Genomic DNA, 14,689 nt, shown 5'->3' with positions numbered 1-14,689 from the left:
GCCCACCTGAGCCCCCTCGCCCCCCGTGCCGCGTCGCGCGGTGTCGGCGCCACCCCCGCCCAGGCCCCCGCCGGGGCGCTGCCCGCCGTGCGCACGATGCGCCCCGCCGACCCGGATTTCGGCAAGCTCACCAGCCACCCGGTCATCGCCGTCGCCTGCGAGATCAAGCCGGTGATGAGCGACGACGACTACCGCGCCTGCGGCGCCACGCCACCCAGCCTGCCGCCCCTCGGCCAGCGCAACTGACCCGCCCTGCCCGCCGGCGCGTTCCCCGCGCCGGCCTTCGTGCGCGGAATAGCCCCGCCTTTCCCCCGCTGTTCCGCCCAACGGCCCCTGGCCGCCACGCATAACATCGTCCCCATCCCTCCCTGGAGCGACGATGAAAGCCGTGATCCTCGCGGGTGGCCTCGGCACCCGCATCAGCGAAGAAACCGTCAATCGGCCCAAGCCGATGATCGGCATCGGCGGCCGGCCGATCCTCTGGCACATCATGAAGATCTACTCCGCCCACGGCATCCACGACTTCGTGATCTGCTGCGGATACATGGGCTACGTGATCAAGGAATACTTCGCCAACTACTTCCTGCACATGTCGGACGTCACCTTCGACATGACCCACAACCGCATGGAAATCCACGAACGCCACGCCGAACCCTGGCGCGTCACCCTCGTGGACACGGGCGAGCACACCCAGACCGGCGGCCGTCTCAAGCGCGTGCGCAGCTACGTCGAAAACGACGACGCCTTCTGCTTCACCTACGGCGACGGCGTCGCCGACATCGACATCAGCGCCGAGGTGGCCTTTCACCGCACCCACGGCAAGCTCGCCACGGTGGCCGCGGTACAGCCGCCGGGGCGCTTCGGCGCACTGGAGCTCGAGGGCACCCAGGTCAGCGCCTTCGTCGAGAAACCCCTCGGCGACGGCGGCTTCATCAACGGCGGCTACTTCGTGCTGTCGCCCCAGGTGCTCGATTACCTCGAGGACGACCACACCATCTTCGAGGGCGCGCCCCTCGCCACCCTGATCGCCCGCAACCAGCTCCTGGCCTACCAGCACACCGGCTTCTGGCGGCCGATGGACACCCTGCGCGACAAGATCGTCCTGGAAGAACTGTGGAACAGCGGGCAGGCGCCATGGAAAACCTGGTAAGCCACGCCTTCTGGCGCGGCCGGCGCGTGTTCGTCACCGGCCACACCGGCTTCAAGGGCGGCTGGCTGTGCCTGTGGCTGCAGGCCATGGGCGCCGACGTCCACGGCTTCGCCCTCGCCCCGGCCACCGACCCCGCCCTGTTCGACGTCGCCGACGTGGGCCGCGACATGCACGGCACCGTCGGCGACATCCGCGACCTCCCCGCGCTGTGCGCCGCCATCGCCGCCGCGCGCCCCGAGATCGTCCTGCACCTGGCCGCCCAGCCGCTGGTGCCGCGCTCCTACGACACGCCGGTTGAAACCTTCGCCACCAACGCGATGGGCACGGTGCACCTGCTCGAAGCCTGCCGCCGGGTGCCGGGCATCCGCGCCGTCGTGGTGGTCAGCAGCGACAAGTGCTACGAAAACCGCGAGCAGGTGTGGGGCTACCGCGAGACCGACCCGATGGGCGGCCACGACCCCTACTCCGCCAGCAAGGGCTGCACCGAGCTGATCGTCGCCAGCTACCGCCGCGCCTTCCTGGCCACCGCAGGCATCTCCCTCGCCAGTGCCCGCGCCGGCAACGTCATCGGCGGTGGCGACTGGACGCCGAGCCGGCTGGTGCCCGACGTGCTCGCCGCCTTCGACGCCGGCGCCCCGGTCACCCTGCGCAACCCCGGCGCGATTCGCCCCTGGCAGCACGTGCTCGAACCGCTCTCCGGCTACCTCGCCCTGGCCCAGCGCCTCGTCGAGGACGGCGCGGCCTTTGCCGAAGGCTGGAACTTCGGCCCCGACGACAGCGACGCCAAAACCGTCGCGTGGGTCGTGAAGCAGCTCGCCGAAGGCTGGGGGCCGGACGCCCACTGGGCCGTCGCCGCCACCGCCCAGCACCACGAAGCCCACACCCTCAAGCTCGACTGCAGCAAGGCCCGCGCCGGCCTGGGCTGGCAGCCCCGCTGGCACGCTGCCGAAGCCGTCGCCCGCAGCCTCGCCTGGCACCGGGCCTGGCGCAACGGCGCCGACATGCGCCGCTACTGCCTCGACGAAATCACCGACTTCGAGACCCCCCGATGAGCCTTCTCCGCCAGACCATCACCCCCGACGCCGACGGTCGCGTGCAGCTCGACCTCGCCGCGCACCCCGAACTGGCCGGCCAGGCGCTCGAGATCATCGTGCGCCCCGCCCGCGCCGCCGTCGAGCCCGCCGCCTGGCGCCCCGGCATCGACGCCGTTCCGCCCTCCGGCAAGGTCGTCGGCGACCCCGAGAAGGACGCGATGATCGACGCCGCCCTCGACGCCTGGCTCACCACCGGCCGCTTCAACGACGGCTTCGAGGCCCGCCTCGCCGCCTTCGTCGGCGTGCCCTACGCGCTCACCGTCAATTCCGGCTCCTCGGCCAACCTCATCGCCTTCTCGACGCTCACCTCGCCCAAGCTCGGCGAGCGGGCCATCCAGCCCGGCGACGAAGTCATCACCGTCGCCGCCGGCTTCCCCACCACCGTCAATCCGATCCTCCAGAACGGTGCCGTGCCGGTGTTCGTCGACGCCACCCTGCCCGGCTACAACATCGACGTCGCGATGCTCGACGCCGCCCTCTCGCCGCGCACCAAGGCCGTCATGATCGCCCACACCCTGGGCAACCCCTTCGACCTCACCGCCGTCTGCGCCTTCTGCGAGGCCCATGGCCTGTGGCTGGTCGAAGACTGCTGCGACGCCCTCGGCTCCACCTGGCACGGCCGCAAGGTCGGCACCTTCGGCCACCTCGCCACGCTCTCCTTCTACCCCGCCCACCACATCACCATGGGCGAGGGCGGCGCCGTGCTCACCCGCGACCCCACGCTCCGCCAGATCGCCGAATCCTTCCGCGACTGGGGCCGCGACTGCTGGTGCAAGCCCGGCTGCGACAACACCTGCGGCAAGCGCTTCGGCTGGCAGCTGGGCAGCCTGCCGCCGGGCTACGACCACAAGTACACCTACAGCCACATCGGCTACAACCTCAAGATCACCGACATGCAGGCCGCCTGCGGGCTGGCCCAGTTCGACCGGCTCGAAGGCTTCATCGCCGCCCGCAAGCGCAACTTCGCCCACCTCACCGCCGCGCTCGCCGACGCACAGGACTTCCTCGTGCTGCCCGAAGCCACCCCCGGCAGCGATCCGTCGTGGTTCGGCTACCCCATCACCCTGCGCCCCGAATCCGGCGTCAACCGCGTCGACCTGCTGCAGCACCTCGACCAGCACAAGATCGGCACGCGCCTGCTGTTCGCCGGCAACCTCGTCCGCCAGCCGTCGATGGCCGGACGCCATTTTCGCGTCGTCGGCGACCTGCCGGTAGCCGACCGGATCATGCGCGACACCTTCTGGATCGGCCTCTGGCCGGGGCTCGGCAAGGCCCAACTGGACTACAGCGCCGCGACGATCCGCCGCTTCGTCGGCGCCGACTTCGACTGACCGCCATGCCGGCCGATCTCCATCGCCCCTGCCCGGCCTGCGCCAGCCGTACGCTGGAGACCCTGGCCCACCTGACCTTGCCCCAGCCCAGCGGCTCACCGCTACCGGACGGCTATCGCCTGCTCGCCTGCCCCGCCTGCGACTTCGCCTTCGCCGACACGCCGGCCCCCCAATCGGCCTACGACCACTACTATCGGCGCCTGGCCAAGTACGGCGGGCCGACCGGCACCGGCGCCGGCCAGGACCCGGCCGACCTGCGCCGCCTGGAGCACCTCGCCACCCGCCTCCAGGCCTGGCTGCCCGGGCCCGACGCCCGCCTGCTCGACCTGGGCTGCGGTGCCGGCGGTCTTCTTGCCGCGCTGATCGCCCGCGGCTTCACCCGCGTCGAAGGGCTCGACCCCGACCCGGCCGCCGTCCTTGCGGCCCGCGGCCGGGGCCTTGCCGTGCAGGAAGGCCTCATCACCGAAGCGCCGGCACGCTACACCGGGCAGCACTTTGACCTGATCGCGCTCTCCCACGTCGCCGAACACCTGCGCGACCTGGACTGGCTGCCGCAACTGGCCGGCCTGCTCGCTCCCGGCGGCGCGCTGTACGTGGAAGTGCCCGACCCGCGCGGCTACCGCTGCGGGCCGCGACCGCCGTACTACTACTTCGACAGCGAGCACATCAACCACTTCAGCCCGAAGGCGCTGACCCGGTTGTTCACAGCGGCGGGACTGAGCCCGACGGCCTTCCTCGACTGCCCCCTGAGCCTGCCCGACGGCAGCACCTACCCGGCCTTTGCCGGCGTCGCCCGCGCCGCGCCGGCCACCGAGGCGCCCCACGTGGCGCCCGCCATGCTCGGCAGCCTGCGCGCCTACATCGCCGAAAGCGCCCGCCGCGCCGCGGGCAGCATCGCCATCACCCCCGCCCTCGACCCGGCCACCCCGCTGCTGGTGTGGGGGGCAGGCTCCTGGGCCCAGCGCCTGCTTGGCCAGCACGCCATTCCCCTGTCGCAAGTCGTGGCCTTCATCGACGGCGCGCCGAACAAGCAAGGCCACACTTTTGCCGGCAAGCCTATCGTTTCTCCTGCCGAGGGACTAAGTCGTCACCCCGAGGCGCAAGTTCTGGTCTGCGTGGCCGTAAACCCCCATCAAATCGCGGCGGAAATCCGTCGTCTGGAACCCGGACACGACCGCAACCTCCATCTCATCACCGAGCACCCATGAACGTCTCCGAACGGATCGCCGACTGGCTCGCCAACCAGGGCATCGAGCAGATCTTCACCGTCACCGGCGGTGGTGCCATGTATCTGAACCAGGCCCTGGCCAGCCACCCGCGCCTGAAATGCACCTTCATGCACCATGAGCAGGCCTGCGCGATGGCGGCCGAGGGCTATGCGCGCATCGCCGGCAAGCCGGCGGTGGTGATGGTCACCACCGGCCCCGGCGGCATCAATGCCCTCAACGGCGTGTTCGGCGCGTTCACCGACTCGATTCCGATGCTCGTGATCGGCGGTCAGGTCAAGCGCGCCACCTGCCTCGACTACACGCCGGTCGCCGGCTTGCGCCAGCTGGGCGACCAGGAAGGGCCGATTGTCGCCATGGCCCGCCCCGTCACCAAGCTCGCGGCCAGCGTCGCCAGCCCGGAAGCCCTCGCCGACATCCTGCCCCGCGCACTGGCCACCGCTGTCGGCGGTCGCCCCGGCCCGGTCTGGCTCGATATTCCCCTCGACGTGCAGTCCGCCGAGTGCGGCCCGTTGCCGCGCCTCGAACCGGCCGCACCGCCGCCCCCCGCCGACCTCGCCGACCCGTGCCGGAAGATCGTCGAACGGCTTCGCCAGGCCCATCGCCCGCTGCTGCTGGCCGGCACCGGCGTCCGCCTGGCCGGCGCCGAAAAAGCCCTGCTGGCTTTCGCCGAAGCCCACAACATCCCCGTCGCCACCGCCTGGACCCACGACCTGATTGCCAGCGATCACCCGCTGTTCGCCGGCCGGCCCGGCACCATCGGCACCCGCGCCGGCAACTTCTGCACCCAGAACGCCGACTTCGTGCTGGTCATCGGTTCGCGCCTCAACATCCGCCAGGTCAGCTACAACTGGGCGAGTTTCGCCAAGAACGCCTTCATCGCCCAGGTGGACGTGGACCCCGCCGAATTCGCCAAACCCTTCGTGCAGCCCGACCTGCGCATCACCAGCGACGCCCGGCTTTTCCTCGACGCCCTCCTCGGCGCCTGCCACGCCGGCCTGCCCGACTACACGCCGTGGGCCGACTGGTGCCGCGGCATCCGCGCCCGCTACCCGGCGTTCACCCCGTCCGACGACACCCCGCAGATTCACCCCTACGCCCTGGTGGCGCGCATCTTCGAGCAGTTGCGCGACGACGACATCGTCGTCTGCGGCAACGCCTCGGCCTGCATCCTGCCCTTTCAGGTCGGGCGGTTGAAGGCCGGACAACGCATGTTCAGCAACTCCGGTTCGGCCTCGATGGGCTACGACCTGCCCGCCGCCATCGGAGCCGCCCGCGCCGCCGGTGCTCGCCGGGTGGTGTGCTTCGCGGGCGACGGCAGCCTGCAGATGAACATCCAGGAGCTGCAGACCCTGAAGACCCTCGACCTCGATGTGGTCGTCGTGCTCATCGACAATGGCGGCTACCTGTCGATCCGCCAGACCCACGAGAATTTCTTTGACCGCATCGTGGGCGCCACGCCCGCCTCCGGCGTCGAGTTTCCCGATTTCGCCCGCGTCGCGCAGGCCTACGGGCTGGAAGCAATCCGTGTCAGCACGCCGGCCGACCTGCCCAGCCTCGACACGGCCCTGACCCGCCGCGGCCCGATCCTCATCGCAGCACAGGTCGACCCGGCCCCGGGCTTCGCGCCGCGCATCAAGTCCCGCGCACTGCCCGAAGGCGGTTTCGCCACCCCGGAGCTGGACGACATGTTCCCCTTCCTGCCCGCCGCCGAGCTCGCGGCCGTGCGCCAGGAAGCCGCGGCCATCAAGGCGCTTCCCCCCACCCGCGATGAAAGGCCCCGGCTATGAACCGCGCCGCGTTGCCCGATCTGTCCTTCGACGCCGACACCGCACGACTCGACGAGGCGCGTCGCGACGGCGTCCTGATCTTCGGTTCGGGCAATTTCGCGCACGCCCTCCGGCGGGCCCTCGACGCCCTCGACGTGCCGGTGATCGCCTTCGTCCATTCGTCCGGCAAGGCGCACCACACCCCGGAGGGGCTGCCCGTCCTGCCTCTGGCAGACGTCGATCCCGGTCTTCGCACCAAGCCAATGTGGGTGGGCGTGTTCAACCACCAGCCCCACGCCGACTACGCGCTGCTGAAACGCCTGTGCCACGAAGCCGGTTTCGCGCGCGTGCTGCTGCCCCAGCACTACTTCGAATTCGTCGAGCCGCACATGGGCTGGCGCTACTGGCTGAGCGCCCGCAGCGGCTACGCCAGCCGCGCCGCCGAACTGCAGGCTGCCTTCGCGTCGCTCGAAGATGAGGAAAGCAGACGCCTTTTCGCGGACACCCTGCGCTTCCGGCTCGGCCTGATCGACGCCATCCCCGACGCACCGGGAACCGATCCGCATTATTTCCCGGATTTCGTCGTGGCCGCCTGCACGACACGCCATCCCCACCCGATCCGCTTCCTCGACGGGGGCGCCTACGACGGCGACACCATCGCCACGGCCCTCGCCCGACTCCCCCTCGGTGAGGCTCACGCCTTCGAGCCGGATCTGGGCAACTACCGCGCCCTCTCCCGGCGTGCGCGCGATCTGCCGATCCCGGTCACCTGCTTTCCCTGCGGCCTGTCATCCGGAACCCGAACCCTGCGCTTCAGCGGCGGCCAAGGCGAAGCCAGCACGGTGAGCGAACAGGGCGACCAGATGATCCAGGTCGTCAGCATCGACGGCTGCCTGCCCACCACCCGCATCGATTACCTCAAGCTCGACGTCGAGGGTCACGAAATGGAAGCCCTGGAAGGCGCCAGCCGGCTGATTCGTCGCAACCGGCCCACCCTGGCCATTGCCGGCTACCACCGGTGGGACGACCTGTGGCGCATCCCGGCCTTCGTCGCGGCCCTGGATCTCGACTACCGACTGCGCTTCCGCATCCACACGCACAACGCCTTCGATGCGGTTTTCTACGCTTATTAAGGTGCCATCATGAACAACGCCATCTTTGAAAACCTGTTCGTCCTGGAACTGGCCAACAACCACTGGGGCCGGCTGGACCGGGGGCTGCGCATCGTCAATGAGTTCGCCCAGGTGGTTCGCTTCAACAACATCCGGGCAGCCATCAAGCTGCAGTTCCGCGAGGCGGACCACTTCATCCACAAGGATTTCCGGGGTCGCGAAGACATCCGCTACATCAAGAAGACCGAAGCCACCCGGCTCAGCAAGTCCGAATACCGCACGCTCGTGCGCGCCATCAAGGAGCGCAACTGCATCCCGATGGCGACGGCCTTCGACGAGGCTTCGGTGGATCTCTGCGAAGAACTGGACCTGCCGATCATCAAGATCGCCAGCTCCGACATCAACGATTGGTTCCTCATCGAGCGTATCGCCGAAACCCGCAAGCCGGTCATCGTCTCCACCGGCGGTTCGACCCAGAAGGACATCGATGACATGGTGACCTTTTTCGCCAACCGCAACATTCCGCTGGCGATCAACCACTGCGTCTCCATCTACCCCGCCGAGGACGACGAGCTGGAGCTCAACCAGATCGACTTCCTGCGCCAGCGCTACCCCAGGAACGTGGTCGGCCTGTCCACCCACGAATACCACGACTGGACCTCGTCGATGCTGCTCTCCTACGCCAAGGGCGCACGCACCTGGGAGCGTCACATCGACATCGAAGAGGGCGGCATTCCCGTCTCGCCCTACTGCTCCCTGCCCCACCAGATCGACGAATGGTTCAAGGCCTTCCACAAGGCGGTGGAAATGTGCGGCGGCACCGGCAACAGCAAGCGCGTCCCCAAGAAGAAGGAAACCGAGTACCTCGACGGCCTGGTGCGCGGCGTCTACGCAAAAAGGGATCTGCCCGCCGGCTACGAACTCCAGCACCAGAATTCGGAAGATGATTTCTACCTGGCCATTCCGCTGCAAAAGGGCCAGCTCTCCTGCCGGGAAACCATGAACGGCATGAAACTGACCCGTGCCGTGAGCAAGGATGCGCCCCTGTCCATCGACGACGTGGACAGCCCTTACGCGCAGAACGAAGCCCTGCGCAAACTCATCTTCGACCGCGGGCTCTGACCCACTCCGGCGCCATGCTGCCCGATCCTCGTCACCCGGCCGTTCAGGGCCGTCTCGCGGCGCTGCTCACGCAGCTCGACGGACAGGCTTTCGATGGCCGGACGGTGTTCGTCACCGGCGGCACCGGCTTCTTCGGGTACTGGCTGCTGAGCCTGTTCGATCTGCTCGTCCAGCGCGGCATTCGCCTGCGGGTCCGCGCCCTGTCGCGCCGGCCCGCCGACTTCGCCGGCCGCGCGCCCTATCTGGCCGCCCAACCCTGGCTTTCGTGGGTTCAAGGCAACGTCCGCGACTTCCGCGACGAGGCCCCGGCCGATTTTGTGCTGCACGCGGCCACGGACACCGACGCCGCGGCCCACCGCCAGCCGCTGGCGATCATGGACGACATCCTCCTCGGCACCCGTCACACCCTCGCCCACGCCCACGCCTGCGGCGCAACGCGCGCGCTCTACGTCAGCTCCGGCGCCGTCTATGGCCCCCAGCCGGCGAACCAGGAACGCACCCCCGAAGCGGCGCCCCATGCCTGTGACGCCTGCCACCCGGCCAGCGCCTACGGCGAAGCCAAGCGCGCGGCGGAGCAGTGGAGCCTCCAATTCGGTCTGCACCACGGCATCGACATCCCCGTCGCCCGCTGCTTTGCCTTTGTCGGCGCCGGCCTTCCCCTCGACGGCCACTTCGCCATCGGCAACTTCATCGGCGACGCGCTGGCAGGCCGCCCCATCCACATCAACGGCGACGGCACCCCCCTGCGCAGTTACCTGTACGGCGCGGACCTGGCGATCTGGCTGCTGCAATGCCTTCTCGAAGGGAAGCACGGACGCGCCTACAACGTCGGCTCCGATGTCGCCATCAGCATTGCCGACCTGGCCGAGCGCGTTCGCGCGGCCCTCGGACAAACGAACGAGATCCGCCTTGCGGGCCTCGCTCAACCGGCCGCCCCCCGAAACCGCTACGTCCCCGACATCGGCCGCGCCCGCCACGAGCTGGGTCTCGACGTCTGGACGCCCCTCGACCAGGCCATCCGGCTCACCGCCGCCTGCGCCGAGGGCCGCCCCCGCTAGCGCACAGCCCTGGCCCGCCTCTGCCCCTCCTATTGGACCGACAACCATCATGGCCACCACGCCCAGCCTCCCGACCGTCGCCATCGCGTTGCCAACCTTCAACCGGCACGCGTTGCTTCAAGGCGCACTCGACTCGATCCTGGCCCAGACCTACCCCCACTATCGGGTGGACATTCTGGACAACGGCTCGACGCCGCCGGTCACGCTCCCCCCTCACTTGGCGAGCGATCCGCGCTTCACGATCCGCCGCATCGACGACAACGCCCAGCGCCTCCAGTTCGGGCTCGCGTGGATGCAGAACGTCACGACGCCTTACGTCGCCTTTCTATTCGACGACGACCGCTGGGAGGCCGAAAAACTCGAGAAACAAGTCGCGCTGCTGGAATCGCAGCCCAATGTGGTGGCCTGCTTCACCCACGTCACCATCATCGACGACCACGGCAACATCCACCCCGCCCCGCCCCGCCCCTACCCCCAGATTTTCCAGGTCGAAAACCGCAGCCGCGCCGAATGGGCCAGGCACTTCTTTCGCTACGGCAACTGCCTCTGCCAGCCCTCCGCCCTGCTACGCACCCAGGACCTCCAGCGGCACCTGCCGCTGCTCCCCCTGAGGCAGCTGTGGGACTTCGCCACCTGGGTCAACCTGCTCGCCGCCGGCGACCTCCACATCATCCCGGAGCCCCTGACCCAGTACCGCGTCTTCTCCACCGGCGCCAACGAGAGCGCCCTCAATCCCGAGGCGGCCAGCCGCCTCAACTTTGAAACGTCCCGCATCCTTCACACCTTCCGGCAACTGCCGGACCCGCTGATCGCCGAAGCGTTCGCCTGCGGCGACGCGGCGACACCGACCACCGACGGCGACACGCTGGATCTGGCCCTGTACAACGCAGCCGTTCGGATCGGCTCCGCCAATCACTTCCGCTTTGCCGCCGAACTCGCCGAGTCCACCTTCCAACGGCACGTTCGCGAAGGAAACTCCGCCCAGGCCGCGGCCTGGTCCGACCGCTACTCCGCCGCCGCCGGCCAGACCCGCAGCGCCCTCAACGTGCGCAGCACCAGCGGCCGTCTGCCGCCGCCCGCCGACCGCAGCATCAGCTTCGTCATCTGCTCGATCGACAACACCAAGTACAACCACGTCAGCGCACGCCTCGACGCGATCTGCACCGCCCCCCACGAGATCATCCGCATCGACGACGCCCGGAGCCTCTCCGAGGGCTACACCCGCGGCATCGCCAAGGCCCGCTTCGACACCGTCGTGCTGTGCCACGACGACATCGACCTGCTGTGCGACACCGCCCTGGCCGACATCCTGCACGACGCCCTGCACCAATTCGACGTGGTCGGCGTCGCCGGCCCCCGCGTCCTCAAGAGCGCCTTCTGGCTCAACGGCGGCCCCGGCAACACCGTCGGCCTGGTCATCCACGGCCCTGTCGGCAAACCCGACGCCCCCTTCGTCATCAACTACTACGACGGCAGCGACGCCCCCCGCCTCCCCGTCCAGGCCCTCGACGGCGTCTTCATCGCCGCCAAGAAACGCGTCTTCGATCGCGTCGCCTTCGATGCCGACCTCTTCGACGGCTTCCACCTCTACGACATCGACTTCAGCTATCGCTGCCACCTCGCCGGCCTGCATGTCGGCGTGGCCAAGGATCTCGCCCTCGTGCACGCCTCGCCGGGCAACTTCGGCGAAGCATGGCTGCGCTACGAGAAACGCTTCCGCGAGAAATTCCCGTCCCTCGCCGCGGCCCGCCTGAGCCCCCGCCAGGCCCCGGCCGCCATCCACGCCGGCTCGCTGGCCGAGGCCGCACTCATCTGCCGCGACGCCGACGCACTGCTCCAGCGCGAGTCCGACCTCGCCCCCCCCGCCAACCCCGTCGACAGCCTCTACGCCCTGTGGCGGCGCCGCAGCACGATGCAGGAGATCGACGCCCAGCTCCTCGCCGAACGCATGGTCCGCAACTGGACCACCCGCCCCGGCTTCCACCTGCTGCTCGCCCTGCATCCGGGCGAGGAAAGCCTGCTCGCCGACACCCTCGACAGCCTCGCCGGCCAGCTCTACCCCGAATGGCTGCTCACCGTCGTCACCACCCTCGACGCCCCGGACGGCCTCGCCGACATCCCCACCCTGCAGTGGCTCGCCCTCAAGGACGCCGGTCACATCGACTACGTCATCGATGAGATGGCCGCCGCCTCCCCCGGCAACTGGCTGGCCCGCATCGAGCCCGGCCTCACCTTCGAGCCCCAGACGCTGCAGGTCATCGCCGACTACATCAACGCCCGCCCCGGCTGGCAGCTCATCTACTGCGACGAGGACACCCGCGAGCCCGACGGCCGCTACACCACCCCGCTCTTCAAGCCCGACGTCAACCTCGACCTGCTGCGCTCGATGGCCTACTTCGGCAGTCTCGTGCTGGTGTCCAAGCAGGCCTTCCTCGACTGCGGCCGCTACGGCCCCCACGCCGGCGCCGAAAACTACGACCTCGCCCTACGCGTGCTCGACGGCCACGGCGCCGCCCACATCGGGCACATCAGCCAGGTGCTCGCCCACCTGCCCCGCGACAGCGCCCGCGCCATGAACCCGGACACCGAGATGGGCGCCCTGGCCGCCCACCTGCAGCGCAACGGCCTCGACGCCGACATCCGGGACGGCGCCCTGTTCGGCACCCGCCACGTGCGCTACCGCTGGGACGACCACCCGCTCGTCAGCATCGTCATCCAGACCCGCGACCGCGAGGAATACCTGCGCCCGCTGCTCGACAGCCTGTTCGAGCGCACCGCCTACCCGCACTTCGAGGTCGTCATCGTCGACAACGACAGCACCGACCCCGACGCCCTCGCCCTGTTCGCCCGCGTCCAGGCCGAAGGCCGGGCCCGCGTGGTGCACCAGCCCGGCCCCTTCAACTTCGCCGCGGGCGCCAATGCCGGCGCCGCCGCTGCGCGTGGCGACTACCTGCTGTTCCTCGACAACGACACCCATGTCGTACAGGACGAATGGCTCGACCGCCTGATGGCCTTCGCCCAACGCCCCGACGTCGGGATCGTCGGCCCCCGCCTCGCCTTCCCCGAAAGCGCTCGCCTGCAGCACGCCCCGTGGGTGCTCGGCCTGCGCGGCACCGCCGCCTCCCCCTGGGAAGGCGAACTCGAACTCACCGAAGCCGGCTACATGGGCCGCGCCCTGTGCGACCAGGAAGCCAGCGCCGTCAGCGGCTCGGCCCTGCTGGTGCGGCGCGCCGCCTTCGAAGCCGTCGGCGGCATGGACGCCGCGCAGCTACCGCTCATGAACGCCAGCGCCGACCTGTGCCTGCGCGTGCGCGACAGCGGCCTGCGCACCTTGTGGACGCCCGCCGCCATGCTGGTCCACTACGGCGGCGTCTCGATCAAGGCCCGCCAGCGCCAGCCCGCCAACGCCCTGGCCGACGTCGTCACCGCCCGCAACAACCACAACGTGTTCATCGAGCGCTGGCTGCCGCGCCTCGCCAACGACCCGTTCTACAACCGCAACCTCAGCCTCACCGAAGCCTTCAAACCCGAGCACGTCGCCCCGATCGACTGGGACGGCCACTTCCACGACCGTCCGCGCATCCTCGGCGTCCCGCTGACCGGCGGCGCCGGCGAATACCGTCTGCGCGCCCCGCTGCGCGCCATCGGCCAGGCCGGCCTCGCCCAGACCATGATCGTCGAGCCCCCCAAGGCCTTCTTCGTGCGCATCCTCACCCCGATCGAAGTAGCCCGCGCCGAGCCCGACACGCTGATCCTCCACCAGCCCCTCGACGACGCCCAGACCGACGCGCTCGAAGGCTACGCCCGCTTCAACCGCGACGTCCGGCGGATCATCACCATCGACGACCTCATCACCGCCGTCCCCGCCAAGAACGCCTTCTTCAAGAGCGGCTTCAAGGACGCCCGCCCGCGCCTGCGCAAGGTGCTGGGCCTCGCCGACCGGCTGATCGTCAGCACTCAGCCGCTGGCCGACGTCTGCGCCGACATGATCGACGACCTGCGGGTGATGCCCAACTGCCTCGAATGGTCGCTGTGGGGCGACATCGCGCCACCGCGACTGCCGCGCACGAAACCCCGCGTCGGCTGGGCCGGCGCCCAACAGCACCTGGGCGACCTGGAACAGATCTTCCCGGTGGTCGAAGCGCTCGCCGACGAAGTGGACTGGATCTTCATGGGCATGTGCCCCGACCCCCTCAAACCCTACGTGCGCGAGGCCCACGGCTTCGAGGTGGATTTCCGCCTCTACCCCGCCGCGCTGGCCAAGCTCGACCTCGACCTGGCCATCGCGCCCCTCGAAGTCAACGCATTCAACGAAGCCAAAAGCAACCTGCGCCTGCTCGAATACGGCGCGATGGGATGGCCGGTGATCTGCACCGACATCTACCCCTACCAGGGCGCGCCCGTGACCCGGCTGCCCAACGAGCCCGAAAGGTGGATCGCCGCGATCCGCGAGCAGCTCGCCGAGCCCGCCGCCCTGCGCGCTGCCGGTCTCGCCCTGCAAGCCTGGGTGCGCGACCGCTTCATCCTCGAAAACCACGCCGCAAGCTGGTTTGCGGCCTACGGGCCATGAAGGGCCTCGCCCACCATCCTGAAAGCATATCGACAACCGGCGGAAAACCTGCCGGTTTCGTGATTTTTGGTGCTAAAGCTTTGATTTTCCGCGCCGCTATCAAAAGCCAAGCGGTAATCCGGCCAAATTTCAAAAAACACAAAAACAACAAATTGTCAAGATTTTTTCTAAAGTCCTTTTGGTCCGCTCCGTTAATGATTTCAACGGCGGTTGCCTTACACACACCGGGCAAGGCGAACCAAAGTTAAGCCTCGTTG

The 14,689-nt window shown here is 69.0% G+C and carries 11 protein-coding genes; all 11 read left to right on the top strand.

Annotated elements, in window-relative coordinates; genetic code table 11:
* A partial coding sequence (locus ACE3P2_RS01220; RefSeq protein ID WP_374259984.1) for a hypothetical protein occupies nucleotides 1–246 on the top strand: 246 nt, incomplete at its 5' end.
* A 133-nt stretch (nucleotides 247–379) separates the two neighbouring features.
* Nucleotides 380–1,150, top strand: coding sequence for a glucose-1-phosphate cytidylyltransferase (rfbF, locus tag ACE3P2_RS01215; RefSeq protein ID WP_374259981.1), 771 nt, complete (start codon nucleotides 380–382; stop codon nucleotides 1,148–1,150).
* Entirely contained in the window at nucleotides 1,135–2,202 is a 1,068-nt protein-coding gene (rfbG, locus tag ACE3P2_RS01210; RefSeq protein WP_374259978.1) for a CDP-glucose 4,6-dehydratase, read from the top strand. The genes rfbF and rfbG overlap by 16 nt, the downstream gene beginning before the upstream one ends.
* Nucleotides 2,199–3,575 (top strand): lipopolysaccharide biosynthesis protein RfbH, encoded by a 1,377-nt coding sequence (rfbH, locus tag ACE3P2_RS01205; RefSeq protein ID WP_374259976.1) that lies wholly within the window; start codon nucleotides 2,199–2,201, stop codon nucleotides 3,573–3,575. Before rfbG ends, rfbH begins: the two co-directional genes overlap by 4 nt.
* Before the next feature lie 5 nt (nucleotides 3,576–3,580).
* Nucleotides 3,581–4,783: a methyltransferase domain-containing protein gene (locus ACE3P2_RS01200; protein ID WP_374259974.1), complete on the top strand. Its 1,203-nt coding sequence runs from the start codon at nucleotides 3,581–3,583 to the stop codon at nucleotides 4,781–4,783.
* On the top strand, nucleotides 4,780–6,591 hold the full coding sequence (locus ACE3P2_RS01195; RefSeq protein ID WP_374259972.1) for a thiamine pyrophosphate-binding protein: 1,812 nt from the start codon (nucleotides 4,780–4,782) through the stop codon (nucleotides 6,589–6,591). Before ACE3P2_RS01200 ends, ACE3P2_RS01195 begins: the two co-directional genes overlap by 4 nt.
* A complete protein-coding gene (locus tag ACE3P2_RS01190; protein ID WP_374259969.1) occupies nucleotides 6,588–7,703 on the top strand; it encodes an FkbM family methyltransferase in 1,116 nt (371 codons plus the stop codon). The genes ACE3P2_RS01195 and ACE3P2_RS01190 overlap by 4 nt, the downstream gene beginning before the upstream one ends.
* 9 nt (nucleotides 7,704–7,712) lie before the next feature.
* Complete coding sequence (locus ACE3P2_RS01185) at nucleotides 7,713–8,804, top strand: N-acetylneuraminate synthase family protein (protein ID WP_374259967.1); 1,092 nt, start codon at nucleotides 7,713–7,715, stop codon at nucleotides 8,802–8,804.
* A gap of 14 nt (nucleotides 8,805–8,818) precedes the next feature.
* Nucleotides 8,819–9,862, top strand: coding sequence for an NAD-dependent epimerase/dehydratase family protein (locus ACE3P2_RS01180; RefSeq protein ID WP_374259964.1), 1,044 nt, complete (start codon nucleotides 8,819–8,821; stop codon nucleotides 9,860–9,862).
* Nucleotides 9,863–9,911: 49 nt separating this feature from the next.
* Nucleotides 9,912–14,432, top strand: a complete 4,521-nt coding sequence (locus ACE3P2_RS01175) for a glycosyltransferase (RefSeq protein ID WP_374259961.1) — start codon at nucleotides 9,912–9,914, stop codon at nucleotides 14,430–14,432.
* Nucleotides 14,429–14,680, top strand: a complete 252-nt coding sequence (locus ACE3P2_RS01170; RefSeq protein ID WP_374259958.1) for a hypothetical protein — start codon at nucleotides 14,429–14,431, stop codon at nucleotides 14,678–14,680. The genes ACE3P2_RS01175 and ACE3P2_RS01170 overlap by 4 nt, the downstream gene beginning before the upstream one ends.
* The last annotated feature ends 9 nt before the right edge of the window (nucleotides 14,681–14,689 follow it).

The organism is Zoogloea sp. (assembly GCF_041911615.1).
Taxonomy (GTDB): domain Bacteria; phylum Pseudomonadota; class Gammaproteobacteria; order Burkholderiales; family Rhodocyclaceae; genus Zoogloea.
Note: the sequence above shows the minus strand (reverse complement) of the source record. Positions and strands in the feature narration are given on the sequence as shown.